Genomic DNA, 25,748 nt, shown 5'->3' on the forward strand with positions numbered 1-25,748 from the left:
GCCCCCGCCGGTCGGCCCGGCGGGGGCATTTTCGTCCATGGCCGGTACCTCATGCCTGCGCGGCGCCGTCCGCTGCCTGCTCCACGCGGTTGCGGCCGTTCTGCTTGGCCCGGTACATCGCCTCGTCGGCCCGCGCGACCAGCCGCTTGCGGGTATCGCCGGGGTGCCAGCTGGCCACGCCGATGCTGATGGTCACCCGGCCCAGCTCGGCCAGGTCGACGCCCTCCACGCACCGGCGCAGGCGCTCCGCCAGGTGGAGCGCCCCTTGACCCTCGCAGTGGCTGGCCAGCACCAGGAACTCCTCGCCGCCCCAGCGCCCCAGGGTGTCACTGTCGCGCAGGCTGGCCTGCAGCGCCCGGGTGATCTCGACCAGCACCCGATCCCCGGCCTCATGGCCGTGGGTGTCGTTGAACCGCTTGAAGTGATCCACGTCGAACAGCAGCACCGCACAGGGGTGGCCGTAGCGTTCGGCGGCATTCAGGGACGCGTCGATGGCCTGCTCCATGCGATAGCGGTTCCAGCTGCCGGTCAGGCTGTCGCTGAAGGCCAGCGACTGCAGCTGGTCGTTTGCCCGGCTCAGCTGCACGTTCAGCCGATGGATCTGGTGGCCGGAGGCCAGCACGGCGAGGTCCTCGGCGAGGTCCCCGGCGGCACGGCGCTCGATGGCGCCCCAGGCGGGGCAGCGCCCCTTCACCTCGTCCTGCCACTGGGCAAAGGACCGGCGTGGGGTCATGATCAGCTTGCCGTCCCGCTCCGTGGGCACGTCCTCGGGCTTGCCGGCCCAGCGGCGAGCCTCGCGCTGCTCGTGCCGGAACAGCATCAGCCAGGCCGGTCGACGCGCGTCGGTGGGCAGCGGGGCGGCGAGCAGACCGCAGAGGTCGCCCTGCTGCCAGTCGGCCAGCGGCGTCTCCCCCAGTGTCTGGGTGGACCAGGGCGTGTCGTGGCGCTGGTGGCGGCCGAGCCACTCCGCCATGGCCTTGAGCCGACCGTCGTCCGGCCGCCGTCCAACCCCATGGGCCCGGTCCTCCTCGACCAGCGCCACCCCGGCGGCACGCAGCAGGTCGAGCCACTGCTGGCCGTGGCGCTTGACCATCTTGCCGGGGTCGACCAGCAGCCCGCGCTCCCCGGCCAGCAGGTCGCGGCTGTCGTGGATGCTCTGCAGCAGTCGGGCCTCGTCGCGCGCGCGTATCAGCATCAGTCGCGGAACGGCGATCTGTACCAGGGCGCGCGCGGCATCCCGCTCAACCGCGGCCAGGGGCCTGGGGGACAGGCCATGGCAGGCCAGCAAACCCCACAGCCTTCCCTCGTCATGCATGGCAATGGAGAGGGAGGCGGCCACGCCCATGTTGCTCAGGTACTCCTGGTGGATGGGGGAGACGGCACGCAGCACGCCCCGCGAGAGGTCCAGCGGGGCGGGATCCTGCGGGTCCGTGGCGGGCATCAGGGGGATCGGCGCCGCGGCGGCATCGGGGATGCTGCGAACGCGGTTGATGTCATAGAGCCGGCGGACCTGGGCGGGAATGTCGCTGGCCGGGAAGTGATGGCCCAGGAAGCTCTCGGCCAGGGGCAGCCGGTGCTCGGCGACCACCCGGCCGTTCCACTGCTCGTCGAAGCGGTAGACCATCACGCGCTCGTGACCGGTGAGTCGCTGGACCATGCGGGTCAGGGCCTGCAGCAGCCGTTCGGCGTCATCGATCTCGCCCACCTGGACCAGCCATTCGTTGACCAGCGCCAGCAGGCGTCGCTCATCGGACCGGGCAAGGGGTTCGAGCTCGACCACCAGCCGCGCGCCGCTGCGATAGGCGACCACATGCAGGTAGCACTCACGCCCCTTCACCCGACGGCGAATGGTGAGGGCCGCGGGCAGTCGCTCCTGGTCGGCCAGTTCCCGCTTCAGCCGGTCGAACAGCCGTTCACCGAGAAGCGCGCGGGGCGAGCAGCGAAGGGCTTCGGCGACGCCGATCCCGAGGACCTCCTCGAGGTTGGCACTGACCTGCCGGACCTGGCGCATGGCGGCATCGAGGCTGATCAGGCACCCCGCCGGCTGGATGGCCCCCGGAATGTGCACCGGCTCCCGCGCGCAGGCCTCCAGGGCAGCGGCGATCTGGGCATCGCTGTAGCATGTCGGGGCGTTCAAGGGCTGAGGTGTCCTCGTGGGGTCTGGCGATGACCCTACACCCTTGCCGGGGCGGCGTGAACTGCCCGGTGCCACCGGACCGGTGATTGCGTCACCCTCTCATGCTTGGGATAGTGGGGCCGACGGTGCCTGCCCTCGGCCAGACCGACAGCGCCCCGCATCGATTGCCGGGGGAGGAGACCGACAAGCACTGACAAGGAGTCGCCGATGTCGAGCTGTGCGCGAGTCGCGGGGCACTGCGGCCGCTGCGAAGGGGAGCTGCCCTTCGACTTCACCATGGCCTTCCAGCCGATCGTCGACGTGGACGCGGCGCGGATCATCACCTACGAGGCGCTGGTGCGGGGGCCGGGAGGTGAATCGGCCTGGAGTGTCCTCGCCCAGGTTACCGATGACCTGCTCTATCGCTTCGATCAGGCGTGCCGGGTGCGGGCCATCGAGATGGCCAGCGCGCTGGGCATGCGCGAGAACCTGTCGATCAACTTCCTGCCCAATGCGGTCTATGAGCCCGAGGCCTGTATCCAGGCGACCCTGGACGTCTCGGCGCGGGTCGGCTGGCCCACCGAGCGCATCGTCTTCGAGATCACCGAGACCGAACGGGTCAGGGACCGCCAGCACCTGCGCAGCATCATCGAGGCCTACCGCGCCATGGGCTTCGCCACGGCGCTGGACGACTTCGGCAACGGCTACGCCAACCTGGACCTGCTCACCGACCTCACGCCCGACCGTCTCAAGGTCGACCGCGAACTGATCATGGGCTGCGACGGCGACCGTCGCCGCCAGGTCCTGCTGCAGGCCGTGAAGCGGCTGGCCGACGAGCTCGACATCCTGCTGATCGCCGAAGGCGTGGAGACCCGGGAAGAGGCACTCTGGCTGGCGCGTGCGGGTATCACCCGCCAGCAGGGCTACTTCCATGCGCGGCCGGCGGTGGCCGCGCTGGCCGAGGACCTGGGGCCTGCGCTTGCGGCGCTGCGCGACGAGAGTCGCCGGCCGCGCGCCTGAGGCGGCATTAGCCGGCCAGCCACAGGAAGGGCAGCAGAGAGAGGGCGAGCACGGCGGCGGCGAGCAGGGCGAGCAGCAGCGTGCGGATCGGCTGGCGCGCCAGGCGCCGCCACAGGGTGGGGGCCTCACCGCGGGCGGCGAGGGCATCCTGCTCGCTCCGCACCCGCTCGCCCAGGGCCTGCTGGTAGGCGTCGATCAGCCCACGGGCCCGCGCCAGCTCGTGCGGGTCACGCAGCCAGATCGCGGCCACGCCGAGCCCCCAGAAGCCCGCTCGGGTCTCGAAGGTGTCCAGGCCGTGCTCGTCGAGCAGCCGGCGTACCTCCTCGGCCTCCTCATCGGGCACGTTGCGCAGGTGGAACAGCAGCACGGCCACGTCTTCTCCTCCTCTCGACCTCCGCGAACCCTGTGCGGTCTTCTCAGCGCCCGGCCTCGGCGCAGAGGCGATGCAGGCGTTCGATCGCCTCGCCGGCGCCCGCCAGGCCGAAGACCATGAACCAGGGGTCGTCCTCGCCGCGCATCATTCGCAGGCGCAGCAGTTTGCCCTCGGCCATCTCCTCGAGCAGCAGCGCCAGGTCGGGGAGCGCGAAGCGCACGTAGAAGCCATCGTCGCCGCGCTCGGTGACGAAGGCGGCGCTGCCGCGGTGGATGGTCGCGTGATCGACGCGCAGGTCGGCGGGCACGCGGTTCACCGTGGCGCTCTCGGCCTGGTTCTCGGCGAGCGCCACGCGCAGCTCCAGCCAGGGCACCTCGCAGGCCCCGGCGCTGGCGTTGACGCTGAAGATGGCGTCGCTGTAGCTCTGCTGGTCGATGGCGCGGAAGTGGCGCTCCTCGCCCAGCGAGAGCACCAGGGAGTGCCAGCCGCCATGGGCCTGGACGTCGCCGGTATTGTAGTCGGTGGCCGACGCCGTCCCGGCCAGGATCAGGCAGAACGGCAGCAGGTAGGGGGCGAGTCGGGAGAGGCGGGGCATGGCGGGACGCTTCCTCGGGCGGCGATGCGCCGAGGCTAGCACGCTGGAGGGGGCTGGCCTATCCCCGACGCCCCGCGAGCTCGTCAGTCATGGCCGGGCATGTCCTCCATGCCCTCGTCGCCATCGCCACCCAGCTCGCCGCGGCCCAGGCGGCCCAGCAGGTCGAGGTCGATCTCCTCATAGGCGACCAGCTCGCCGCCGTGCGCCTTGCGGAATATCTCGGCGTCAGCCTGCTCGGCGAAGGAGGCCAGGGTGTGGCCCATGGCGCCGCGCCGGTCGTGGCCTACCACGTACCAGGCCTCCTCGGCGCGGATGAACGCCTCGTCCGACGGCTCCCCCCAGGGGGTCACGCCGATGTCGTGGACATAGGCGTGGGAGAGACGGGTCTCGTTCTCGGGCTGCTTGAGGAAGGCGAAGAGGTCCATGGTGGAGCAGAACTTCAGCGCCTCACCCTGGCTGTCCAGGAAGGCCTCCCCCTTGGGCCCGGGGAACTCCTCGATCAGCATGCCGCAGACATGGCAGCTGTCGCCGGCCTCGATGGGCTGGGCGGCAGCCAGGTCCTCGGGTTCGGACTCGCCGCAGCCGGACAGCAGCAGGCTGGCGAGCAGGGCGATCAACAGGGCGAGTCGGATCATGGCGGTCTCTCGATGCGTGTAAGGAGGGTTCAGGCGGCATGGCGGCGGAAGCGCAGCAGCGCCAGGCCCAGGGGCACCAGCACCCAGGCCACCAGGAAGGTGGTCACCACGGCGGGGCGGAAGGCACCGCCCTCGGCGATGGAGGTCAGGCCGCTATAGTCGCGGGCGGCCTCGAAGCCGGCCAGGTTGATCAGGCGGAAGCACTCGATGGGGTTGAGCAGCAGCAGCCAGGGCAGCCAGTCGCCGCCCTGCTTGACGCTGACCAGCAGCGCCAGCAGCCCCAGGTCGAAGACCAGCACGAACAGGAACCACACCACCAGCGCCAGGCCGGCGGCACGGGCCTTCTCGGTGACCCAGACGCTGATCAGGTAGGCGAAGGCGATGAACACCCAGCCCAGCAGGATGCTGCTGCCGATCAGCAGCCCCATGCCGGCGGCCAGCTCGCCGAGCGGTACCCCCTCGGCCCCCACCGCGATCACCCCCCCGGCGACGCCGAAGCCCAGCGCTGTGGCGGCGCCGAGGATCAGGCCGTGGCCGAGGAACTTGCCGAGCAGCAGCTGGGTGCGGCTGATGGGGTAGGTGAGCAGCAGCAGCAGGGTGCCGGCCTCCTGCTCGCCCACCACGGCGTCGTAGGCCAGCAGCAGGGCGATCAGCGGGATCAGGAACACCGCGAGCGTCGCCAGGCTGACCAGGGTGGTGGCCAGCGAGGTGAAGCCCAGGCCGCCGCTGGCGGCGGCGCCGAACCAGGCGATGCCCACGGCGAGAAAGGCCAGCACCAGGGCGATGGCCAGCACCCAGCGATTGCGCAGGCCGTCGCGGAACTCCTTGCCGGCGATGGTCAGGATGGCGTTCATTGGGCGTCTCCTCGTTGCTCGGGCGAGAGGCCGGCGGAGAAGTGGGTGTAGAGGTGCTCCAGGGTGGGGGGCAGCAGCTCGATGTCCTCGACGCCGGCGGTGCCGGTGAGCCGGCGCAGCACGGCGAGCTTGGCGTCCGGCGGCACGCTGAGTGCCACCTCGTGGCCGTTGACGGCGGTGGCCGCGATGCGCGGGTCGTCCCAGTGGGTCAGGTCGGCCTCGGCGCTGCGGCCGCGGGCGCGCACGGTGAGCGGCAGGGCGGCTAGCTGGCGCAGGTCGTCCAGGCTGCCCAGCGCCAGGCGGCGGCCGCCGCCGAGGATCAGCGCGCGGTCGATGTAGGGCTCCACCCCGGGCAGCACGTGGGAGGAGAGCAGCACCGTACAGCCGCGCTCGCGCAGGCCGCGCACCGTATCGTAGAAGTCGCGGGTGGCGGCCGGGTCGAGGCCGGTGGTGGGCTCGTCGAGCAGCAGCAGGCGGGGGTCCCCGAGCAGCGCCTGGGCCAGACCCAGGCGCTGGCGCATGCCCTTGGAGTAGGTCTTCACGCGCCGGCGGGCGGCGTGGCCGAGGCCCACCCGATCCAGCAGCTCGTCCACCTGGCCTCGGTCGACCCGCTTGAGCCGGGCGAAGTAGTCGAGCACCTCGCGGCCGCTCAACTGCGCGTAGAAGCTGACATTCTCGGGCAGGTAGCCCAGGCGGCGGCGCAGGGTCTCGGCGTGGGCACCGTCGGGTGCGCCGCCGAGCACCGCCACGCCCCCCTCGCTGGGCGAGAGCAGCCCGAGGATCAGGTGCATGGTGGTGGTCTTGCCGGCGCCGTTGTGGCCGAGCAGGGCCAGTACCTCGCCCTCGCTTACCTCGAGGTCGAGGGCGTCGAGGCGTACCAGGTCGCCGTCGCGGCGGGTCACGCCCTGGAAGTCGATCACCGCGGTCATGCGCTGGTGTCTCCGAGGTTGTGTTGATTCAAGCCGGGTTCATTCAGATCGGGTTCTTTCATCAGCGGGTGGCTGTCCTTGACGCCTTGGGGGCGAAACACCGGGAACTGGCGCTGTACCCAGCGCAGGGCCAGCACCGCGGGGCTGTGCATCAGCAGCCGCGCCACCGGGTAGCGCCACAGCAGGCGATCCATGGCATCGTTGGGTTCGAAGGGCATGTCGCCCACGCCGTCGCCGTCCAGGTCCCAGCCCAGGTAGTCGCTCCAGTGATTGCCGCGGCCCTTCTCCGACCATTCCTGGGCGCGGGTCGCCACGTACATCACCTGCTGGCGGTTGTCGACGAAGGCGTTGCCCACCAGCACGTTGTCCTCGGAGCCGGCGGTGAGGTGGATGCCAATATCGCTCTCGGCGAAGCGGTTAGCCTCGAAGCGGTTGTACTGGGCGTTGTAGACGAACAGCGCCTTGCCCTCGGCGCCGCTGACCAGGCCCTGGCCCTGCGCGTCCCGGCGCTGGTTGACGCCGGTAACATGGTTACCGCGCAGGGTGGAGTCGGTGATGTTGTTCATCAGGATGCCGTAGTGGCGATCATCCTCCGAGCGGTTGCCGATCACCTCGAGTCGCTTGGACTGCATCAGCGCGTAGCCGGTGCGGGTGTTCCGGGTGGTGTTACCCTCCAGGCGATTGTCGTGGGCGTACATGTAGTGCACGCCGTAGCGCAACGCCTGCATGTGGTTGCTGCGCAGCAGGCTCTGGCTGCTGGTATCGATGTAGATGCCGTCGCGGGTATGGCGGATGTCGTTGCCCGCCACCGTGACGTCCCGGACGTTGAACAGGTGCACACCGTTGCCGCGATCCTGGGAGCGCAGCGAGGCGTCGCCGCGGATCACGTTGTCGAGCACCTGCACCTCGGCCACGGCGTCGAGCCAGATGCCGAACCCCGGACCCGTGAGGCGCGAGTCGCGGATCACGCTGCCGGTGGCACTGGCCTCGACGAAGATGCCGGCGTCCATGTCGGTGAGGTTGGTGCCCCAGTTCTCGATGGTGAGGCCGTCCAGCACGATGTCGGGGGCCTCGAGCATGACGGCGTGTCCGTCGCCGCCGCCGTCGATCACGGCGCCCGGCACGCCCTGCAGGGTGAGCGTGCGGTCGATGGTCAGCGGTCCGGGATAGCGGCCCTCGGGCAGCTTCAGGCGGTCGCCGTCGTCGGCCTGGTCGATCAGCGGCTGCAGCGGCTCGCCGGGGCTGGCCGTCCACTCGGCGGCCAGCAGGTCGCCCGGCAGCCACGCGAGCCACCAGGCGACAAGAAATAGTCGGGGGACGACGCGAGGCAGTCGTCGGGTCATGCGTCTCTCCAGGAAGAAGCGGGGCCGGGCGTCTGCCCGGCCCCGATGGGTGCTATCAGGCCTTCTCGACCAGCATGCGGCCGGTCATCTCCATGTGCATGGCATGGCAGAACCAGGAGCAGTAGTACCAGTACACCCCGGGCCTGTCGGCGGTGAAGGTGACGCTGGAGGTCTGCTGCGGGCCGATCTCCATGGAGGCGCCGTGATTGACCATGACGAAGCCGTGGGTCAGGTCCTCCACCTGGTCGAGGTTGGTCACCACCACGGTCACCTCGTCGCCCTGCTTGACCTTGAACTCGGTGAGGCCGAACTGCGGGGCGATGGAGGTCATGTAGACCCGCACCTTGTTGCCGTCGCGGATCACCGTGTTGTCGCTTTCCAGGGTGACACCGTCAGCTTCTGCCATGTCACGCGTCTCGGCGAAGAAGGGGTCGTCACGCGTCCAGGTCCGCGAGGGGTTGAGCTGGTCGGCGCGCAGCAGGATGCAGTCGTGGGGTTCGGCGAAGGTGGGGCCGTCGTGGACCAGCTTCATCTCCTCGCCGGAGATGTCGATCAGCTGGTCGTTCTCCGGGTGCAGCGGACCCACTGGCAGGAAGCGGTCCTTGGAGAACTTGGAGAGCACCACCAGCCACTTGCCGTCGGCGTCCCGGGACTCGGTGAGGCTGGCGTGGTTGTGGCCCGGCTGGTAGTGGACGTCGAGTTTCTGGCGCAGGTAGTTCACCTCCTCGCCGTTGTAGGCGCGGATGGCGTCCTCGATGTTCCACTTGGCCACCTGGCTGTCGATGAACAGGGTGGTGTAGGCGTTGCCGCGGCCGTCGTAGGTGGTGTGCAGCGGCCCCAGGCCCAGTTCCGGTTCGCCGACCACGGTGTCGCGGGGCTCGATGGCGTCGTCGAACAGTTCGGGGAGCTTGTCGATGGCGAGGATGGTGCAGGTCGGCGAGAGCTTGCCGTTGGCGATGAAGTACTTGCCGTCCGGCGAGGTGTTGAGGCCGTGGGGGTTCTTGGGCACCGGAATGTAGCGGGTCAGCTTGGAGCCCTTGCGGCCGTCGAGCACCGGCACCTCGCTGTCGCCCAGGGTCTCGTGGTCACCGGCTGCCACGGCGGCCTCGATGGCCTCGACGTCGAATACCACCACCCAGTCGCGCTCGGCGCGCATGGTGTCGGCCAGCGTCATGCCCTTCTCGGAGTTGTAGCAGGTCGAGGCCACGAAGCGGCCGGTGTAGTCGGCATCGGTGTTGTCGAGGTTGCCGTCGACGATCACCTGCCAGGCCACCTCCATGCTCTCGGCATCGATGGCGTTGAACATGGTGAAGTAGTTGTCCGGGGTCTCCAGGTCGCGGCCGTCGTTGACCTGGGGAATCGGCAGCTCGGCGTTGGCGAAGACGTACTTGGTGTGCGGCACCTTCTGCAGGCGCAGGCCATGGATCGCCTGGACGTTGGGGATGGTGGTGATCTTGTCCGTCTTCATGATGTCGAGACGGATGCGCGCCACCCGGGTGTTGGCTTTGTCGTTGATGAACAGGTACTTGCCGTCGTAGTGGCCGTCGGTCATGGAGACGTGCGGGTGGTGGCAGTCGCCATTGAGGAAGCGCGCCGAGTCGCCCATGATGCGCTTCGACTCGTTGGTGATGCCCCAGCCGGTGGCGCTGTCGATGTTGAACACCGGGATGCGCATCAGCTCGCGCATCGAGGGAATGCCCAGCACCCGCACCTCCCCCTGGTGGCCGCCACTCCAGAAGCCGTAGTACTCGTCGAGCTCGCCGGGCGAGACCTCGATGCCGTTCTCGGCGGCCCGGGCGTCGTGGCTGCTCATCAGCGCCCCGGCACCGAAGCCGCCGGCCAGACCGGCACCGGCGACACCGGTCACCGCGCTGTTGCGCAGGAAGTGGCGGCGGCCGAGGTTCTCGATCGCTTTCTTCTTGTCACTCATGGTTTCACTCCTCCTGATGGGTCGGGATTCGCTGCAGCTTGTGTTGTCCGGCGCTGCCGGGGTCATGGGTCTCGACGCCTTCCTGTCCCGCAACCAGGCGGGCCGCCTTCTCGTAGCGCTTGCGACGCTTGATCACCGGCGGACAGCGCTGGTCATCGTGGTAGGTGATCTGGCAATCGAGACAGTAGTGGCACTCGTTGGCATTGATGCGGCCATCGGGGTGAATGGCGGCCACTTCGCATTCGTTGGCGCAGATCTGGCACGGGGTGCCACAGTCGCCGCGGTGCCGCTTCAGCCAGTCAAACAGGCGCAGGCGGGCGGGAATCGCCAGGCCGGCGCCCAGCGGGCAGACGTAGCGGCAGTAGAACTTGTGGTTGAAGGCCGAGATCGCCACCAGGCCCAGGGCATAGAGCAGGAAGGCCCATTCACGCTGGAAGCGCAGGGTGATGGCGGTCTTGAAGGGCTCCACCTCGGCGTAGCGCTCGGCGGTGCCCAGCGAGTGCAGGGAGACGGCGAACAGCCCCAGCAGGATGATGTACTTGATGGCCCAGAGCCGCTCGTGGAGGCCGAAGGGCACCTCGATCTGCTTCACCCCGAGCCTGCGGGCGGCCTTGTTGACCAGGTCCTGCAGGGCGCCGAAGGGGCACAGCCAGCCGCAGAAGACGCCGCGGCCCCAAAGCAGCAGGGTCACCGCCACGAAGGACCAGAGGATGAACATCATCGGGTCGATCAGGAAGGAGCTCCAGCTGAAGCCGCTGATCAGCGAATTGGTGAAGGTCAGGATATTGACCACCGAGAGCTGGGCCAGGGAGTACCAGCCAATGAACACCAGGGTGTAGACCAGAAAGCCCAGGCGCAGGGGACGCAGGATCCTCGGGTGACGCGCCAGCACGTCCTGGAACAGCATGATCCCGGTCAGCACCAGCAGGCCGGCCACCAGCACGCCGATCTGGAAGGCCTTGTCGCGCCATACCTGTACCCAGATCGGCTCTTCCACCGGCGGCTCGGGACGCTCGATATATGCCTCGGGGACGCTATAGTCGGCGCTGAAGCGGCTGAACTCGGTGTCCAGTGGGCCCGAGGCACGGCGTACCAGCAGTTCCAATTGCCAGGGCTGGCCGGGATCGAAGGCGGCGTCTTCGCGAACGATGAAGATGTCTCGCTCGTCGAACGGCGGCGCCCCCTCGATGCCCAGGCCGCCCAGGCGGATATGGTCGCGGTCGTGGAAGCTGACGGTGGCGTTGCCCTGGGAGAGCTCGATGCGGTCGAAGATGCCGCCGCGCACGTAGCCCGAGCCCTTGAAGGAGTAGTCGCCGCGGCCCATCACGGCGATGGCGTGCTCGCCTTCGTCGAGCTCGGCCATCAGCTGGTCGTAACCGGTGTCGCCCAGCAGGTTGCGGCCGGCGGAGGGCGGGTTCAGGTAAGTGTAGAAGAGCTCGATGAAGGTCCGGTCGGCCGGCTGCGGGGAGTGCAGGTAGTCCTCGGCGGGGGTGCCGGCGAAGGCCTCATCCACCTCGCCGTGGGTCAGGTGCAGGCGACGGATGGTGCCGTCGCCGGTGAGCGTCTCCCAGTCGCCGGGCGCGAAGACGTCCTCCCGGACTCGGGCCGGCGGGGCGATGGAGGGGTCGGCGATCAGGCCCTGCTCGGCGGCCACCTGGCGGGCGGCGCGCATGATGGTGTCGCTGACCACGATGACCGTGACGGTGGCACCCGAGATGGCATCCAGGTTATCGCCGACCTTCATGCGGTCGTTGACGTGGGCGGGGACGTGGTCGTCGGCGAACTCCTCGAGCTTCGACTCGGGGATGCCCACCAGCATGATGGGCTCCTCGTGGCCGAGGATGTCGGCCTGGACGATCTTGCCTTCCAGGTCGATGCCCACCAGGAGGTTGACCGGCTTGCCCGAGTAGGCCGGGATCGGTGCGATGTCGACGCTCTCGAAGGCATAGCCCAGCAGCTCGTCACCGCCGCGCACCTCGCTCACCGGCCACTGGGACTCGGCCGTTTCGATGCGATCGGCGGTGGGGAAGCCCTCGCGGACCTGTTCCAGCTCCAGGGCGTGGAGCGCCGGGGCGATCAGCAGCAGGAACAGGCCAAACAGCAGTCCGGCAATGCCGACTGGCCGAGGGTGTCGTGCGGGCATGGCGGAGTCCTTGCGGGGCATCAATCCTGGCGGCGCGGTCGTCACCCCGGCCGCCAGCCTTCAGGGGGCCGGCCCTCGGGCCGGCCAGGGGATCAGGGCTCGAGGTTGGCGTAGTAGGCGGACATGTCGGCGATGTCCTCATCGGAGAGGCCCTGGGCCTGGGGCGCCATGATCGCGGACATGCCACCGCCGCGCTGGCCTTCGCGGTACGCCTTCATGGCGCTCACCAGGTATTCGGCGGACTGGCCGGCCAGGTTGGGATAGATCGGCGCGGTGCCCATGCCGTCTTTGCCGTGGCAGGCCACACAGGTGCCGATCTTGCCTTCACCGGCCTCCGGGTCACCGGCAGCCTGGGCGTCCATGGCCAGGAAGGCCCCGCCCAGCAGGGCGGCAACGAGCAGTGACTTCATAACATACCTCCGAAATGCATCTTTAAGTTCTTGAAAAAGCCCGGATCGGGCAACGGCCGCACCGGGCGATCGAGGTCATGATGCCAGCCGTCGCCCGGGCGAGGCTTGACGTGCGTCATGTTCAGCCTAGACCCGGAGGCCCAAAAGGTAAAAGAGGGTGCTAATGCAGAGGTGCCAGGGCGGCTCAGGCGTCGGGCGGGGCGTCGTCGAGCTGCAGCAACCGCACCAGCCTGGGACGCTGTGGGCCGAGCAGGTCGGCCAGGGTGTAATGGTCGAGCACGGCAAGAAAGGCGGCGAGTGCCTCGGCCAGGATCGGCTTTAGCCGGCAGGCGGGGGTGATCACGCACTCGTTGTCGTCGCCGAAGCACTCCACCAGGTGCAGGTCACGCTCGGTGTCGCGGACCAGCTCGCCCAACGGGATCGTCTCCGGGGCGCGCTTGAGCAGCAGGCCGCCGTTCTTGCCACGGATGGAGGTGATGTAGCCGCGGTGGTTGAGGTCCTGCACCACCTTCATAAGGTGGTTGCGGGAGATCTCGAAGCGCTCGGCGATCTCGGTGATGGTCGAGCGCTGCTCGCCCTTTACGGCCAGGTAGATCAGCACGCGCAGTGAATAGTCGGTGAATCGGGTCAGATGCATGGGTGTCCCGGCGCGTCGAACGCCTCGCAAGGCGTGGTGAGAAAACGGGCGATTCTAACATCATGCCTGTTAGGTTTGATTCGCGACTGTGGCATTCGGTCGCGTGGTGACCGTTGGCGCACGATTGGCATGGTTACCCCTAAGATGTAATTTATATGCATGTTATGGTTCGTTGCCAATGACACAGGTCAAACCGACCACACCCGCCGCGCCGACCGGCGTCCCGCCTGGTCGCTGTTCTTTCCGCTCGCCGCCCTTCATGCGGCCCTGGCGGTGCCGCTGTCGCTGGCGGCGATGTTCGGTGGACTGCCGGCGCTGGCGACGCCGGCAGCCCATGGTCGCGAACTGCTGTTCGGCTTCGCCCTGGCGGTGATTGCGGGTTACCTGCTGGGACCGCTGCCGCCCCGCCGGTTGTCGCTCCTGGCGGGGTTGTGGCTGGTCGGGCGGCTCGGTGGTCTGGCGGGCTACCCGGCCTGGCCCCTGCTGCTGGCCGATGCCGCCTTCGCCCTGCTGCTCGCCGCCCGGCTGGTGTCGCGCTTCCTGGCGGCCAAGAAGTGGCGCAATCGCCTGCTCTCGCCGCTGCTCGGGCTGCTCTGCCTGCTGGCGGTGGCCAGCCTGGCGGCGCGTCCGGCCTTCCCGGGTCTGCTCTCGCCCCTTCTCCACCAGGGGGTGCTCTGGCTGCTGCTGCTGATGGCCTTCATGGGCGGACGGGTGATCGCCCCGGCGGTGAACGGGCACCTGATGGCGCGCGACCGGGTGGCAGGGGCCGGTGTCCAGCCGCGGATCGAGGCGACCCTGATTGGCCTGCTGGGCGCCGCCGGGCTGCTGGCGATCTGGCCGCCGCTTTGGCCGTTGGCCGGCGTGTTGCTGGCGCTGGCCGGGATGGTGATCCTGGTGCGACTCTGGCGCTGGTCGCCCTGGAGGCTCCGGGATCGACCGGACCTGCTCGGCCTGCTGCTCGGCTATGCCTGGCTGGGCGTGGGGGCCCTGCTGGTGGCGGGCGATCTCCTGGCGGGGGGCTCGCCGGCGGGCCGGCTCCACGCGATCACCGTGGGGGCGCTCGGCACCCTGGCCAGCGGCATCATGCTGCGCCAGGCGATCCTGAGGGCCAGGGGTCGCCCCGGGGAGGAGCGGTGGCTGACGCCCCTGGCCCTGCTCTTCACCCTGGCGGCGGGGCTGCGACTCGCGCTGCCCCTGGCCGGCCTCCCGGCACTTTGGGGCGCCGCCGGTGCCTGGAGCCTGGCCTGGCTGCTGGTGGCGTGGCGCCTGGTGCACTGGCGCCGCCGGGGGACGGCCGTCGCCACGGTGCCGTCTACCTCTGCTTGATCTGGGTCAGCTACCCCTTGAAGGGTACCGACGCGCCCGGTCTTGGCTGGCATACTTCGCCCATGCGGTGGCGGCCCCGGCCGCCGCCTTACGGTTCCAGAGGCTCGATTCGATCATGCAAGACACGCTGTTGTTCATCCGCCCCCTGGTCGAGAAGTACGACCGCCCGGGGCCGCGCTACACCTCCTATCCCACGGCGCCGCAGTTCCAGGCGGCCTTCGCCGAGGACGACTATCGTGCCGCCGCCGAGCGCAGCAACCGGGCTGCGACGCCCAAGCCGCTGTCGGCCTACGTGCACATCCCGTTCTGCGAGAGCCTCTGCTACTACTGCGCCTGCAACAAGATCATCACCCACAACCGCGAGCGCGCCGCGGAGTACCTCGCCTGGCTCAAGCGCGAGGTCGAACTCCAGGGGGCACTGTTCGACGATTCGCGGCGCATGACCCAGCTGCACCTGGGGGGTGGCACCCCTACCTACCTGAGCAACGACCAGCTCGGCGAGCTGATGGCGGCGCTGGATGATGCCTTCCACTTCGCCGAGCCCGAGGCGCGGGAGTTTTCCCTGGAGGTGGATCCCCGCACCGTCACCCCCGAGCAGATCCACGAGCTCCATGCCCTGGGGTTCAACCGCCTGAGCTTCGGCGTACAGGACTTCGATGCCAGGGTCCAGGAGGCGGTCAACCGCATCCAGAGCGAGGCCCAGGTGGTGGAGCTGGTGGCCGCGGCCCGCGAGGCCGGCTTCCAGTCGGTGAGCGTCGACCTGATCTACGGCCTGCCGCTGCAGACCGTGGCGAGCTTCGATGCCACCCTGGACAAGATCATCGCCCTGCGTCCCGACCGCATCGCCGCCTACAGCTACGCCCATCTGCCGGAGCTGTTCAAGGCCCAGCGCCTGATCCGCCCCGAGGACATGCCGCCGCCGGAGCGCAAGATCGAGCTGCTGGAGCTGACCATCCGTCGGCTCACCGAGGCCGGCTATGTCTATATCGGCATGGACCATTTCGCCCTGCCCGAGGACGAGCTCTCGCTGGCGAAGGAGAACGGCACCCTGCAGCGCAACTTCCAGGGCTACTCGACCCATGCCGACTGCGACCTGATCGGCCTGGGGAATACCGCCATCGGCAAGGTGGGCGACAGCTACAGCCAGAACGTCAAGGAGACCGCCCAGTACCAGGCGCGCCTCGAGGCGGGACGGCTGCCGGTGATGCGCGGTTACCGCCTGAACGCCGATGATCTGCTGCGACGTGATGTGATCAACGCCCTGATGTGCCATGGCCGCATCGACTTCGCCGCGATCGAGGCGGACCACGACATCGACTTTCGCGACCATTTCGCCGACGCGCTCGCCGAGCTGGAGGAGATGGCGGACGACGGCCTGCTGGCGATCGATGAGGGGAGCATCGAGGTGCTGCCGGCCGGGCGGCTGATGATGCGCAACGCCGCCATGGCCTTCGATGCCTACCTGAGTCACGGCCCGGGGCGCTACTCGCGCACCGTCTGATCCTCGATTACTTGCCGACACGACACGGCGCCCCGTGGGGCGCCGTGATGCATTCGATGGAAACCGAACGGGCTGGGCTCAGACGACGCCCTGCTCGATCATGGCATCGGCCACCCTGCGGAAGCCGGCGATGTTGGCGCCCAGTACCAGGTTGGTGGGCTCGTCGAACTCGGCGGCGGTCTCGGCGCACTGGCGGTGGATGTTGGCCATGATCTCCTTGAGCCTGGCGTCGACCTTCTCCAGCGGCCACTGCTCCATGCTGCTGTTCTGGGCCATCTCCAGCTGGCTGGTGGCCACGCCGCCGGCATTGGCCGCCTTGCCGGGCCCGTAGGCGACCTTCGCGGCCAGGAAGCGATCCACGGCCGCGGCGGTGGAAGGCATGTTGGCTCCCTCACTGATGCAGGTCACGCCGTTGCCCAGCAGGGCTTCGGCATCGGCCTCGGTCAGCTCGTTCTGCGTCGCGCAAGGGAAGGCCACGTCGCCCTCGAGGCGCCACACCGCATGACCGTCGGCCGGGTAGTCGCCGGCCGGAAGGTAGCGGGCCTCGGGGTGCGTCTCCAGGTAGGCCTCCAGCGAGGCGCGGTTGACCTCCTTGAGCTCCTTGAGCAGGTCCAGGTCGATGCCGCCGGCGTGATGGATAGTGCCCCGGGAATCGGAGCAGGTGACGGGGATCGCGCCGAGCTCATGGAGCTTCTCGATGGTGTAGATGGCCACGTTGCCCGCGCCGGAGACCAGGCAGGTCTTGCCTTCCAGGGTCTCGCCGCGTGCCTCGAGCATGTTCTCGGCGAAGTAGACGGCGCCGTAGCCGGTGGCCTCCTTGCGCCCGATGGAGCCGCCCCAGTTGAGGCTCTTGCCCGTCAGCACGCCCTCGTAGCGGCCGGTCAGGCGCTTGTACTGGCCGTAGAGGAAGCCGATCTCGCGGGCCCCCACGCCGATGTCGCCGGCCGGCACGTCGCTGTTCGGGCCGATGTGGCGATAGAGCTCGCTCATGAAGGCCTGGCAGAAGCGCATGATCTCGCCGTCCGACCGGCCCTTGGGCTCGAAGTCCGAGCCGCCCTTGCCGCCGCCGATGGGCAGTCCGGTCAGGGCGTTCTTGAAGATCTGTTCGAAGCCCAGGAACTTGATGGTGCCCGAGGTGACGCTGGGGTGGAAACGCAGCCCGCCCTTGTAAGGGCCGAGGGCGGAGTTGAACTGGACGCGGTAGCCCTTGTTGACCTGCACCTTGCCGGCGTCGTCGGTCCAGCAGACGCGGAACATGATCTGGCGCTCCGGCTCGACGATGCGCTCGATGATGCTGTGGTCGAGGTAGTGGGGGCTGCGCTCGAAGAGCGGGCGCAGGCATTCCAGTACTTCTTCTGCGGCCTGGTAGAACTCGGTCTGGGCCGGGCTGCTCCTGCGCAGGGCCTCGAGGGTGTCGTGGACGTAGGGCATGGGAAGATTCCTGTGCGGTCGAAACGGGTCGGCAGCACTATAAGGCAATGCACCATTATGCAGCAAATGCATGGGCTATGCGGCGATTAGGTAGGTTATTGAGTCGAAATACCTTCAAAAGCGCGGAAATCTATGCACCAGATTAATGCATTAAAATAACTTCATAGATGGTGTTTCAACGAAGCTGTCTCTGCCGATGGGGCGAACGGGGGCGCGCGCCCCCTGGAGGCGGCCCGCCATGCCGGCGTTCTGCAAGGGGAAGGTGCGGGGCGTCATGGGTCCGGCGCCGGCCTTGGAGCGGTGGTGACAGTTCTTGCACATCTTGTGCTTGAGTCCGGCCAGTGGTCTATATATGGTACTGAGCCATCGGGATCCACGGTGCTGGCGACGGCTTGACGCATGTCAGTGCAGGCGGTTTAGATGGCCCCTAGGATGAGCGGTTCGGCGGCCCAGCCGCGTCGACGTCATCAGGAGAACTCCCATGTCCCTGCCCCTACCGTCCCTATCGCTTCCGCGCCCGCCCGTCCCGAGCCGTCTGATCCGCACCCTGGACCCCTGTGTGCCCCTGGCCGCCAAGCGCCGACTGGTGGAGCCGGTGCTCAACCGCACCTTCGCCGAGCCGCTGGCGGAGGGCGAGTTCGATGCCCTGGAGGGGCGCCGGATCAGCCTGGCCATCGACGATCTCGGCGTGACGCTGACACTGAGTCTCGAGGCGCAGCGCCTGGTGCTTTGCCACGCGCCAGGCGAGGCCACCATCCGTGGCGGCTGGCGCGAGTTCCTCTGCCTGGCCACCCGGCGCGAGGATCCCGACAGCCTGTTCTTCCAGCGTCGCCTGCTGATCGAGGGCGACACCGAGCTGGGCCTGATGGTCAAGAACCTCCTCGACGGACGCGAGGAGGGCCTGGCCCAGGGCCGCCTCGGCGACTGGCTCCACCGCCTGGAGCGCCTCGCGGCCCGCGATCACTGACCCGCCGCCCGCGGCATCCGAAGACCGAAAGCGTTACACCGAAAACGACGAAACCGCTCTGGAGACCCCCGCATGAGCACATCCGCCAAGGCCGTCAAGACCTCCAACGAGGTGCCCCTGCAGTTGCCCTCCCGCGACATCTGGGATGCCAAGTACCGCCTCAAGGACCGTCACGGCCACCCCGTGGACAAGGACGTCACCGCCACCTGGGATCGCGTGGCACGGGCCCTGGCGGCCGTGGAGGGCGACAAGGCGGAGGAGTGGCTGCCCCGATTCCGCTGGGCGCTGGAGAACGGGGCCATCCCGGCCGGGCGGATCATGTCCAATGCCGGCGCCGAGGCCTACAAGCCGGCGGTGAGCCTGATCAACTGCACCGTCTCGCGCACCATCCGTGACTCCATGCACGACATCCTCGACTCGGTGGTGGATGCCGGCATGACCCTCAAGGCGGGCTGCGGCATCGGCTACGAGTTCTCCACCCTGCGCCACAAGGGGGCCTTCGTGTTCGGCGCCGGCGCCGGCACCAACGGCCCGCTGGCGTTCATGGATATCTACGACAAGATGTGCTTCACGGTGGCCTCGGCGGGCGGGCGCCGCGGCGCCCAGATGGGCACCTTCGACGTCGGCCATCCCGACGTCCGTCAGTTCATCGAGGCCAAGCGCGAGGCGGGCCGACTGCGCCAGTTCAACCTCAGCCTGCTGATCACCGACGAATTCATGGAGGCGGTGAAGCAGGACGCCGACTGGCCGCTGGCCTTCCCGCTCCACGAGGGCGAGAAGGACGATGTCGAGGAGGGCGAGCTGATCTACCGCGACTGGCCGGTGATCGAGGAGGGCTATACCGTCGACGCCGAGGGGCGCGTGGCCTGCCGCATCGTCGAGGTGATCAAGGCCCGCGAGCTGTGGGACACCATCATGGCCTCGACCTACGACTTCGCCGAGCCGGGCTTCATCCTGATCGACCAGGTCAACCGCATGAACAACAACTGGTTCTGCGAGGAGATCCGCGCCACCAACCCCTGCGGCGAGCAGCCGCTGCCGCCGGAGGGCGCCTGCCTGCTCGGCTCGGTGAACCTGACCCGCTTCGTCATCGACCCCTTCGGCAGGAAGCCCCGCTTCGACTGGGAGCGCTACCGCCAGGTGGTGGCGATCTTCACCCGCATGCTCGACAACGTGGTGGAGATCAGCGGCCTGCCCCTGGAAGGGCAGCGCAAGGAGATCGAGGCCAAGCGCCGCCACGGCATGGGCTTCCTGGGCCTGGGCTCCACCCTGACCATGCTCAAGATCCCCTACGGCTCCCCCGAGTCGCTGGCCTTCACCGAGGAGGTAAGCCGCAACCTGGCCCTGGAGGGCTGGAAGCAGGCGCTCGAACTCTCCCGCGAGAAGGGCGTGGCGCCGGCCCTGGCCGAGGACTACGAGATCACCCCGCGGATGATGCGCGAGCGCCCCGAGCTCAAGCAGGACGGCTACGAGGTGGGCGACAAGGTACCCGGCCGCATCCTGCATGCGCGGTACAGCCGCTACATGCAGAAGGTCGCCGAGGTGGAGCCGGAACTGGTCGCGCAACTCGCCGAGCACGGCGCGCGCTTCACCCACCACAGCTCCATCGCGCCCACCGGCACCATCTCGCTGTCGCTGGGCAACAACGCCTCCAACGGCATCGAACCCTCCTTCTCGCACCGCTACTTCCGCAATGTCATCCAGTCGGGCAAGAAGACCAAGGAGCAGGTCGAGGTGGTCTCCTTCGAGCTGGCCGCCTATCGCCACTTCATCGCCGCCGACGCTGTGGAGAGCGACCTGCCCGACTACTTCATCACCGCCGACGCGGTGAGCCCCAAGCAGCACGTGGCGGTGCAGGCGGCGGCCCAGGTGTGGGTCGACTCGGCCATCTCCAAGACGGTCAACGTGCCCACCGAGTTCCCCTTCGAGGAGTTCAAGGACCTCTACCTCGACGCCTACGCCAGCAAGCTCAAGGGCTGCACCACCTTCCGCTTCAACCCGGAGGCCTTCCAGGGCGTGCTGGTGCGCGAGGACGACCTCAAGAACACCACCTACGTCTTCGAGCTGGAGAACGGCGAGACCGTGGAGCTGGCCGGCGACGAGAAGGTCATCTATGACGGCGAGGAGCACAACGCGGCAAACCTCTACGACGCGCTGAAGGAAGGCACCTATGGCAAGTGGTAAGCCGATCTGCCTGATGCCCAGCGTCAACCACCAACTTTCCGGAGGAGCCCCCTGATGGCCGTCGAGATCAATTCCAAGATCGTGTCCTACAGCGTCAAGAAGGCGGTGGAAGAGCCGCCCCTGGCCGAGGAGAACCCGCTCACGGTGCGCATCCCCTCGCGCCCCGAGGGCACCCTGGAGGCCGTGTCGGAGAAGATCTCCTACGTCGGCGCCGAGGGGCGCAAGAAGGTCTACCTGCTGGTGTCGTTCATGCCCGTGGAAGGCGTGCTCAACGGCAAGCGGGTGGTGATCGAGCGCCCGGTGGAGTTCTTCTTCCCCTCCGGCCAGCTCTCCAGCGAGCACCAGTGGATCACCGCCACCATGCGCAGCCTGTCGCTGGCCGCCCGCGGCGGCTACGTCACCCAGGCGGTGGCCGACCTGCGCAAGGTGGCCTGGGACAAGGGGCTGGTGCGCTGCGGCATGAATCGCTGGGGCAAGCCGATGTTCCATGACTCCGAGGTCGCGGCCATCGCCTGGTCGATCCAGCAGATCCTCTTTCGCCGCGGCTTCCTCGACCAGGACGGCAATCAGGTGCCGGTGGAGGAACTGGTCAGCCGCTATGCCCAGCGCCTGGCCAGCGGCCATCCCTGGCAGCCGCCCACTGCGGAGGAGATCGAGCAGGCCGAGCGCAAGGCCCAGGAGGCCTCCCGTGCCAAGGGTGATGGCCCTACCGTGGTGGGCCACTGCCCCGAGTGCAACGGCGAGCTGATCATGATGGACGGCTGCCCCACCTGCTACTCCGGGTGCGGCTGGTCCAAGTGTGGTTAGCCGGATCCCGGTATCACGGCCGCCCCTTGGAGCCGCCTTGGCGGCCCCGGGGAGCCGGTCGTTGTCGGTCCCCTGGCGAGGCCCGCCCTCGTTTAGGCCTTCTTGCCTCCGTCGAAGTCGATATCCATACGGATGTGCCAGTCTGTCGGCGGCAGGCTGACCACCTCGATGGCGTGATCGGTCATGGCCCGACGCAACTCTTCATACTCCGCGCCACCGGCCGCCTTTAGCCGGGCCAGTTCGTTCTCGGTGTGACCCTGGCTCCCCAGGTAGTTCTTGGCCGTCTGTCGAAGGGCATCGCCGGTCTCACCGCTGATGAGTTGGTGAAATTCCTCGTCGGCCATGCTGACGTTCTCGATGATGATTTCCATGCATCGCTCCTTGCTGCGTTGGCGGTAAGTGTGTCCGAGCCGTCTGTTCCGTCCCCGGGGCCTGGGGTGACGGCTCGCCTCACAGTGGGCAGCGACGGGAGACGAGGAGTTCCCTGATCACTGGCCTCGGCCCATTCAATGACGCAGCGTAAGCCGGGCAAAGTGGGGGCGTAGACGGCGGGCCAGTGCCTCCAGGGCCTCACGGGACGGGGCGCCGGCCACCGGCAGGCAGTAGTCGGGGTCGCGGCAGCGCTCCACGCGGGCCACCTGCAGGGCATAGCGATGCACGCCGCAGTCGGCGAGTGTCATGGCCAGGCGCTCCAGGTCCTCCAGGGAGAAGTCCTGCCAGTGCACCGTGGTGCGGCACTCGAAGGGAGTGTCGCCCTCCAGCAGCAGCGAGAGGCTGCGGGCATGCTGCTGCCAGATGCCGCGGCGACCGCAGACCCGGTCGAAGTCCCGCCCGCGGCCCTTGACGTCCAGGGCCACCCAGTCCAATTGCGGCAGCAGGGCGGCCAGGCGCTCCGGGTAGGGGCCAGCAGTATGCAGACCCACGGCCAGTCCCATCTCGCGCGCCTGCGCGATGGCACGGGGGAGGTCGGCATGCAGGCTGGGCTCGCCGCCGCTGAACACCACGGCGTCGAGCCCGTCGGGCCGGGCCTCCAGGAAGGCGCGCATCGCCTCCCACTCGCCGGGCTCGCCGCGGCGGGGACTGGCCATCTCGCTGACCTCGCAGTAGCCGCACTGCAGGGGACAGCCCTGGAGATGGATCACGGCGGCGCGCCGGCCCGGGAAGTCCGCCATGCTCGACGCGGTCAGGCTCGCCACCGGCAGGCGGATGTCGGTTGCCTCGGCCGGCTCAAGGCGCAGGAGCGGCCCGATCATGGCGCGGCCCCCCCGCGGGTGTTGTCCATGCCGGGCCGCCCGTGCCAGTAGCCGTCGCAGACCTCGGCGTCCACCAGGGCCAGCGGGTCGGGGGCGGGCAGCGCGCCGCGCCGGGCCGCATCGAAGGCGCTGACCACCTCGGCCATGCCCTCGGGCCGCGGGCTCAGCCGGGCGATCCCGACGCCCATCTCAGCCATGTCGCCCACCTCGTGGCGCAGGTCCTGGCAGGCGCCGGAGAGGGTCTGGATGCCGTTGAGGGTGAAGACCTCCCTCGACTCCTGGGAGCGCAGTGCCAGGCCCTGGGGGTACTTCTGGCAGACGAACCGGCAGCGGTCCTTGGGCTTCTGGTGGCGCCGCGCGGTGAAGCAGCGCGACGACCAGGCCAGCGGCAGGTGGCCGTAGGCGAACACCTCGCAGGGGGCCTCAATCCCCTGCTCGCGGCAGTCGGCCAGCAGCCGGGCTAGATCGGTGCGGGACATCTCCACCGGGGCCTGCCAGCCCTGCATGCCGGCACGGGAGAGCACCGCGAGCGTGGCCGGGTTGTAGAGGTTGAGCGCTGCGCCGGCGACGAAGGGCAGGCCTGCCGCCGAGAGGCGCTGCACCGCACTCTGGTCGTTGGCCTCGACGGTGAACTCGCCGTTGTCGCACAGCTTGCGCAGGTCGCGCAGGTCCGCCTCGGACTCGATCAGGGTCTGGCTGGCCAGCACGACCCGCTTGCCGCTCTGGGCCAGTTCGCGGCCCAGCCCCAGCCAGTCGTCGAGCTTCATGTCGCGACGCCGGGAGCAGACCGTCTCGCCCAGGGTGACGGTCTCCACGGGCCAGTCGGCGGCCTCGCGGTAGAAGTCGGCATAGTGCTCGCGGGTCCAGTAGAAGAGCACCGGGCCCAGGGCGAGCTGCAGGGAAGACGAGGGAGAGGAGGAAGTCGGCATGGTGGCTCCTGTGAGGTGACGCTATTTCCAGCGGCGCTCGTAGGCACCCAGGGTGGTGGTGGCGCCCTCGGAGAGCTCGCCGAGACCGGCCATCCAGGTGGGGTCGGGGTGGAAGTGCCCGGGGGCCCGGCCGACACGATCCAGTGCCTGGCGCCAGATGCCGGCGACCTTCGAGACGTAGGCGGGGCTGCGCTGGCGGCCCTCGATCTTCACCGCGCTGATGCCCAGCTCGCGAAGCTCCGGGAGCAGCTCCAGGGTGTTGAGGCTGGTGGGCTCCTCGATGGCGTGGTAGGTCTCGCCCCCCACCTCGAAGCGCCCCTTGCACAGGGTCGGGTAGCCGGCGCGCTCGCCCTCGGCGTAGCGGTCGATCAGCACGCCGTTGAGGCGTGACTCCAGGCCCCGTGGGGTCTCCTCCCAGCGCACATGGGCCGCCGGCGAGCAGACGCCGCGAGTGTTGGGGGACTCGCCGGTGAGGTACGACGATAGGTAGCAGCGCCCCTCGGCCATGATGCAGAGGCTGCCGAAGGCGAACACTTCGAGCTCCACCGGGCTCTGCTTCGCCAGGTCGCGTACCTGGGTGATGGAGAGCACGCGGGGCAGCACGGCGCGCCTGATGCCGAACTGCTCGTGGTAGAAGCGCAGCGCCTCAAAGCTCGTCGCCGAGCCCTGCACCGAGAGGTGGCGGGCGAGGTCCGGATGGCGGCGGGCGGCGTAGTCGAGCAGCCCCATGTCGGCCATGATCAGGGCGTCGACGCCCAGCTCGGCGGCCTGGTCCACGGCGCGAGTCCACATCGCCCAGCCGTCCGGCTGGGGATAGGTGTTGATGGCGCTGAACACCCGCTTGCCGCGGGCGTGAGCGTAGTCGATGCCCTCCCGGGCGCGCCTGTCGGTGAAGTTGAGGCCGGCGAACTGACGGGCGTTGGTGGTGTTCTGAAAGCCGAAGTAGACGGCATCGGCGCCCTCGTCCACGGCACGCTTCAGGGCGGGCAGGTTGCCGGCGGGGCAGACGAGCTCCATGGCGAGACTCCTCTCGATGAAAACCCGACCATGCTAGTCGACCATCCCAGCCGGGCCCTTGACTGGCGTCATGGCGAGGCGGCATTCGCCGGTGGCGTGATGCAGGTCATGCCGGGGCCATGCGACCGACATCCGGCAAGGCCTGGCGCGAGTGTCTGACCTAGTCTTGGGTCAGGCCTGCTCATCAGGCGGGGTGGTCATGGACATTGAACGGCTGTTCGATGCGAGTTACGTGCGGGTCCTGAGCCGGGAGGTCGAGGGACAGGCGTTCTTCGAGGCCTTCTATGAGCGCTTTCTTGCGGCCTCCCCGGAGGTGGCGGTGAAGTTTCGCCATACCGACATGGCGCGCCAGCGGGCCATGCTCAAGAAGGCCTTCTATCACCTGCTGGCGTTCTACGCGTCGAGCCATGCCGACTACTACCTGCAGCAGGTGGCGATCAGCCACGATCGCGCCCACCTCGACATCGCCCCGGCGCTCTATGACCTCTGGCTCGAGACCCTGATCGACACGGTTCGCACCTTCGACGAGCAGTTCGATGACGAGGTGGAGCTGGCCTGGCGGCTGGTGATGACGCCGGGCATCGTCTTCATGACCTTCCATTACGACCGCGGCACCCGTTGCGACTAGGCCGGTGCAACGAGCCCCCATGGGCGGATGTCCATGGGGGCCGATACCATGGAATCAGCAGATTGGCGAATCAGGAAGCGGTCGCCGGCCTGGCGTCGCAGAGCGGGCAGAAGTCGGCCTGTTCACTGTGGCCCAGACGCAGCCCGGTGTGGTGATCGGCGATCTGCCGGTAGAGCTTCTGGAAGCCGGGGCTGCCCTCGGCGGGGCTCGCAAGCGGGATGCGGGGCGACATCTCATCCAACTCGGCGGCGGGGATACAGCGCTCGATGAGCGGATAGAGGTGGCGGTTCTCGCTGTGCAGGTGATGGTGATAGAGCTCGCTGAAGGCGCGAGCCAGGTTGAGTCGGCCGGGGTCGAGCTCATCCTCCGGTACCTCATCCGCCTGGCGGCGGAAGCTCGCCTCGAGTTCGTTTCCATCGCGGGTGATCCGCCGGTGCTCCTCGCTGAGCACCGCCAGCAGCTCGCCGCTCTGCGCATGGCAGCCGGCCAGACGGGCGAAGAGGACATCCTCTACCGGATGGTGCCACTCCTCGGGCTGGTGGGTCAGGTAGTGGCATAGCCTGGCCAGCAGTCGGTAGTCGGGGAACTCGTCGCAGGCCGCGATATGCAGCTGGCGGTCGAGGATGCAGAGCAGCGCCGCATAGCGATGGTGGTCGGCGTGCAGGCGTTCGAGAACGATGGCTTTCATGGTGGCCTCCCTGACGCGCCACCGGCATGGCG

24 protein-coding genes are annotated in these 25,748 nt (G+C 68.5%); 7 read left to right on the forward strand and 17 right to left on the reverse strand.

The window, feature by feature from the left end:
• Nucleotides 1–49 precede the first annotated feature (49 nt).
• Nucleotides 50–2,137 carry a sensor domain-containing diguanylate cyclase gene (locus QLQ86_RS15685; RefSeq protein WP_282817576.1) on the reverse strand — a complete coding sequence of 696 codons (2,088 nt, stop codon included), beginning with the start codon at nucleotides 2,135–2,137 and terminating at the stop codon, nucleotides 50–52.
• Between the two features lie 207 nt (nucleotides 2,138–2,344).
• Here QLQ86_RS15685 and QLQ86_RS15690 point away from each other — a divergent pair, with 207 nt between their 5' ends.
• Nucleotides 2,345–3,136, forward strand: a complete 792-nt coding sequence (locus QLQ86_RS15690) for an EAL domain-containing protein (protein ID WP_282736679.1) — start codon at nucleotides 2,345–2,347, stop codon at nucleotides 3,134–3,136.
• Between the two features lie 7 nt (nucleotides 3,137–3,143).
• On the opposite strand, the gene QLQ86_RS15695 is transcribed toward QLQ86_RS15690, so the two are convergent.
• The 10 genes from QLQ86_RS15695 to QLQ86_RS15740 all read right to left on the reverse strand — a co-directional run bounded on the left by QLQ86_RS15695 (nucleotide 3,144) and on the right by QLQ86_RS15740 (nucleotide 12,985).
• Complete coding sequence (locus QLQ86_RS15695) at nucleotides 3,144–3,509, reverse strand: DUF6164 family protein (RefSeq protein WP_282736680.1); 366 nt, start codon at nucleotides 3,507–3,509, stop codon at nucleotides 3,144–3,146.
• A 43-nt stretch (nucleotides 3,510–3,552) separates the two neighbouring features.
• Nucleotides 3,553–4,104: a hypothetical protein gene (locus QLQ86_RS15700; protein WP_282817577.1), complete on the reverse strand. Its 552-nt coding sequence runs from the start codon at nucleotides 4,102–4,104 to the stop codon at nucleotides 3,553–3,555.
• 83 nt (nucleotides 4,105–4,187) lie between these two features.
• Entirely contained in the window at nucleotides 4,188–4,739 is a 552-nt protein-coding gene (locus QLQ86_RS15705; protein ID WP_282817578.1) for a nitrous oxide reductase accessory protein NosL, read from the reverse strand.
• A gap of 29 nt (nucleotides 4,740–4,768) precedes the next feature.
• A complete protein-coding gene (locus tag QLQ86_RS15710; protein ID WP_282817579.1) occupies nucleotides 4,769–5,593 on the reverse strand; it encodes an ABC transporter permease in 825 nt (274 codons plus the stop codon).
• Nucleotides 5,590–6,522, reverse strand: a complete 933-nt coding sequence (locus QLQ86_RS15715; protein WP_282817580.1) for an ABC transporter ATP-binding protein — start codon at nucleotides 6,520–6,522, stop codon at nucleotides 5,590–5,592. Before QLQ86_RS15715 ends, QLQ86_RS15710 begins: the two co-directional genes overlap by 4 nt.
• The gene (locus QLQ86_RS15720) at nucleotides 6,519–7,865 is read right to left on the reverse strand and encodes a nitrous oxide reductase family maturation protein NosD (RefSeq protein WP_282817581.1); all 1,347 of its coding nucleotides are present in this window, start codon (nucleotides 7,863–7,865) and stop codon (nucleotides 6,519–6,521) included. Before QLQ86_RS15720 ends, QLQ86_RS15715 begins: the two co-directional genes overlap by 4 nt.
• A 55-nt stretch (nucleotides 7,866–7,920) precedes the next feature.
• Complete coding sequence (gene nosZ / locus QLQ86_RS15725) at nucleotides 7,921–9,795, reverse strand: TAT-dependent nitrous-oxide reductase (protein ID WP_282817582.1); 1,875 nt, start codon at nucleotides 9,793–9,795, stop codon at nucleotides 7,921–7,923.
• Nucleotides 9,796–9,799: 4 nt separating this feature from the next.
• On the reverse strand, nucleotides 9,800–11,938 hold the full coding sequence (nosR, locus tag QLQ86_RS15730; RefSeq protein ID WP_282817583.1) for a transcriptional regulator NosR: 2,139 nt from the start codon (nucleotides 11,936–11,938) through the stop codon (nucleotides 9,800–9,802).
• A 92-nt stretch (nucleotides 11,939–12,030) separates the two neighbouring features.
• The gene (locus QLQ86_RS15735) at nucleotides 12,031–12,348 is read right to left on the reverse strand and encodes a c-type cytochrome (protein WP_282817584.1); all 318 of its coding nucleotides are present in this window, start codon (nucleotides 12,346–12,348) and stop codon (nucleotides 12,031–12,033) included.
• A gap of 184 nt (nucleotides 12,349–12,532) precedes the next feature.
• Nucleotides 12,533–12,985, reverse strand: a complete 453-nt coding sequence (locus QLQ86_RS15740; protein WP_282817585.1) for an Rrf2 family transcriptional regulator — start codon at nucleotides 12,983–12,985, stop codon at nucleotides 12,533–12,535.
• 159 nt (nucleotides 12,986–13,144) lie between these two features.
• On the opposite strand from QLQ86_RS15740, the gene QLQ86_RS15745 reads away from it, so the two are divergent.
• Nucleotides 13,145–14,311: an NnrS family protein gene (locus tag QLQ86_RS15745; protein ID WP_282817586.1), complete on the forward strand. Its 1,167-nt coding sequence runs from the start codon at nucleotides 13,145–13,147 to the stop codon at nucleotides 14,309–14,311.
• Nucleotides 14,312–14,426: 115 nt separating this feature from the next.
• The gene (gene hemN, locus QLQ86_RS15750) at nucleotides 14,427–15,812 is read left to right on the forward strand and encodes an oxygen-independent coproporphyrinogen III oxidase (RefSeq protein ID WP_282817587.1); all 1,386 of its coding nucleotides are present in this window, start codon (nucleotides 14,427–14,429) and stop codon (nucleotides 15,810–15,812) included.
• A 78-nt stretch (nucleotides 15,813–15,890) separates the two neighbouring features.
• On the opposite strand, the gene gdhA is transcribed toward hemN, so the two are convergent.
• Nucleotides 15,891–17,243, reverse strand: coding sequence for an NADP-specific glutamate dehydrogenase (gdhA, locus tag QLQ86_RS15755; protein ID WP_282817588.1), 1,353 nt, complete (start codon nucleotides 17,241–17,243; stop codon nucleotides 15,891–15,893).
• 481 nt (nucleotides 17,244–17,724) lie between these two features.
• Between gdhA and ubiT the strand changes: the two genes are divergently transcribed.
• The 3 genes from ubiT (at nucleotide 17,725) to QLQ86_RS15770 (ending at nucleotide 21,201) form a co-directional block, all read left to right on the forward strand.
• Entirely contained in the window at nucleotides 17,725–18,210 is a 486-nt protein-coding gene (gene ubiT / locus QLQ86_RS15760) for a ubiquinone anaerobic biosynthesis accessory factor UbiT (RefSeq protein WP_282736693.1), read from the forward strand.
• Nucleotides 18,211–18,282: 72 nt separating this feature from the next.
• Nucleotides 18,283–20,394, forward strand: a complete 2,112-nt coding sequence (locus QLQ86_RS15765) for an adenosylcobalamin-dependent ribonucleoside-diphosphate reductase (RefSeq protein ID WP_282817589.1) — start codon at nucleotides 18,283–18,285, stop codon at nucleotides 20,392–20,394.
• A 54-nt stretch (nucleotides 20,395–20,448) separates the two neighbouring features.
• Entirely contained in the window at nucleotides 20,449–21,201 is a 753-nt protein-coding gene (locus QLQ86_RS15770) for a ribonucleoside-diphosphate reductase (protein ID WP_282736695.1), read from the forward strand.
• A gap of 92 nt (nucleotides 21,202–21,293) precedes the next feature.
• Here the strand turns inward: QLQ86_RS15770 and QLQ86_RS15775 are convergent, their stop codons facing one another.
• From QLQ86_RS15775 to ubiU, 4 genes are all read right to left on the reverse strand, one after another.
• Nucleotides 21,294–21,572, reverse strand: coding sequence for a hypothetical protein (locus QLQ86_RS15775; protein WP_282817590.1), 279 nt, complete (start codon nucleotides 21,570–21,572; stop codon nucleotides 21,294–21,296).
• A gap of 135 nt (nucleotides 21,573–21,707) precedes the next feature.
• A complete protein-coding gene (locus tag QLQ86_RS15780; RefSeq protein ID WP_282817591.1) occupies nucleotides 21,708–22,454 on the reverse strand; it encodes an anaerobic ribonucleoside-triphosphate reductase activating protein in 747 nt (248 codons plus the stop codon).
• A complete protein-coding gene (locus tag QLQ86_RS15785; RefSeq protein ID WP_282817592.1) occupies nucleotides 22,451–23,383 on the reverse strand; it encodes a U32 family peptidase in 933 nt (310 codons plus the stop codon). Before QLQ86_RS15785 ends, QLQ86_RS15780 begins: the two co-directional genes overlap by 4 nt.
• Nucleotides 23,384–23,404: 21 nt before the next feature.
• Nucleotides 23,405–24,400, reverse strand: a complete 996-nt coding sequence (gene ubiU / locus QLQ86_RS15790) for a ubiquinone anaerobic biosynthesis protein UbiU (RefSeq protein WP_282817593.1) — start codon at nucleotides 24,398–24,400, stop codon at nucleotides 23,405–23,407.
• Between the two features lie 199 nt (nucleotides 24,401–24,599).
• On the opposite strand from ubiU, the gene QLQ86_RS15795 reads away from it, so the two are divergent.
• Nucleotides 24,600–25,028: a globin gene (locus QLQ86_RS15795; protein WP_282817594.1), complete on the forward strand. Its 429-nt coding sequence runs from the start codon at nucleotides 24,600–24,602 to the stop codon at nucleotides 25,026–25,028.
• A gap of 70 nt (nucleotides 25,029–25,098) precedes the next feature.
• Here QLQ86_RS15795 and QLQ86_RS15800 read toward each other — a convergent pair whose 3' ends face one another.
• Entirely contained in the window at nucleotides 25,099–25,716 is a 618-nt protein-coding gene (locus QLQ86_RS15800; RefSeq protein ID WP_282817595.1) for a hemerythrin domain-containing protein, read from the reverse strand.
• Between the last annotated feature and the right edge of the window lie 32 nt (nucleotides 25,717–25,748).

This window comes from Halomonas rhizosphaerae (genome assembly GCF_030012485.1).
GTDB lineage: Bacteria > Pseudomonadota > Gammaproteobacteria > Pseudomonadales > Halomonadaceae > Halomonas > Halomonas rhizosphaerae.